1 pseudogene is annotated in these 970 nt (G+C 73.7%); it reads left to right on the top strand.

Annotated elements, in window-relative coordinates:
- Positions 1-88 precede the first annotated feature (88 nt).
- Positions 89-970: pseudogene (locus MJ783_RS14400) on the top strand (hypothetical protein); the annotation flags it as partial.

Genomic DNA, 970 nt, shown 5'->3' with positions numbered 1-970 from the left:
CGGGCGGCGAACGACTGCGTGTCCTGGATCTCGCCGATGCCGCCGCGCTGGTGCCGGCGTGGCCGGCGACTCCCACCGGGAGGGTACGGTGACGGCGCTCTGGTCCCGGGCCGGGAGCTTTGCCGTGGTCACGGTGATGGCCGGGCTTGCCGGCGGATCGTTTCACCGGGCGTTCGGCTGGGGCCCGCTCACCGGCCCGGTCGCGCTGGCGGCGGTCGTGCCGGTGGTCGCCGTGGCGCTGCTCGCGGGGACGCCCCGCCGTCGCCGGGTGCCGTTGTCTTTGTCGCTGCCGTTGCCGTTGTCGCTGCTGGCCTGGGCCGCGCTGTGGCTGGGCGTCGTCGCGGTGACGCTGTTCTGGCACGGTTCGCCGACGGTTCCCGGTGTGCTGCCCGCGGTCGGCGACGGTCTGCTCAACGGCTGGGCCCGGCTGCTGGCGGTGACCCTGCCGGCGCCGGATTCGCCGGATCTGCTGGTGGTGCCGCAGGCGTTGACGTGGCTTGCGGCTGGCGTCGGTGCGGAACTGGTGGCAAGGACGCGGACGGTGCTGCTCCCAGCCGTCCCGGCAGTCGTGGTCTTCGTGGCCGGGGTGACGCTGACGGTGTCCGCCCCGGGGTCGAACCTGCTGGTCGCGGCCGCTCTGGTGGCGGCGTCCGGGCTGCTCATACTGTGCCGGCGCGCCGAGATCCGGTCGTTGACGACCGCCAGCGGCCGCGGTGGATCCGGATCGTCCGCGAGCCGAGCCGTCATCGGGGTGGTTGCGGCGGTAGCCGTCGCGGCGGCCTCCGCCCTGATCGGCCCGCTCCTGTCACCGGGGCACGGCCGTGACCCATACGACATACGCGCGCACCGTGCGGTACCGCTGCACCCGATATCCACGGTAAACCCGTTGGACCAGGTCGCGGCCTGGCTCGGTGACCCGGGCCGGCTGTTGTTCGCGGTGCGCGCGTCAGCGGCACAGAACGGGACACAG

The organism is Protofrankia sp. Cj3, from assembly GCF_917627355.1.
GTDB lineage: Bacteria > Actinomycetota > Actinomycetes > Frankiales > Frankiaceae > Protofrankia.
Note: the sequence above shows the minus strand (reverse complement) of the source record. Positions and strands in the feature narration are given on the sequence as shown.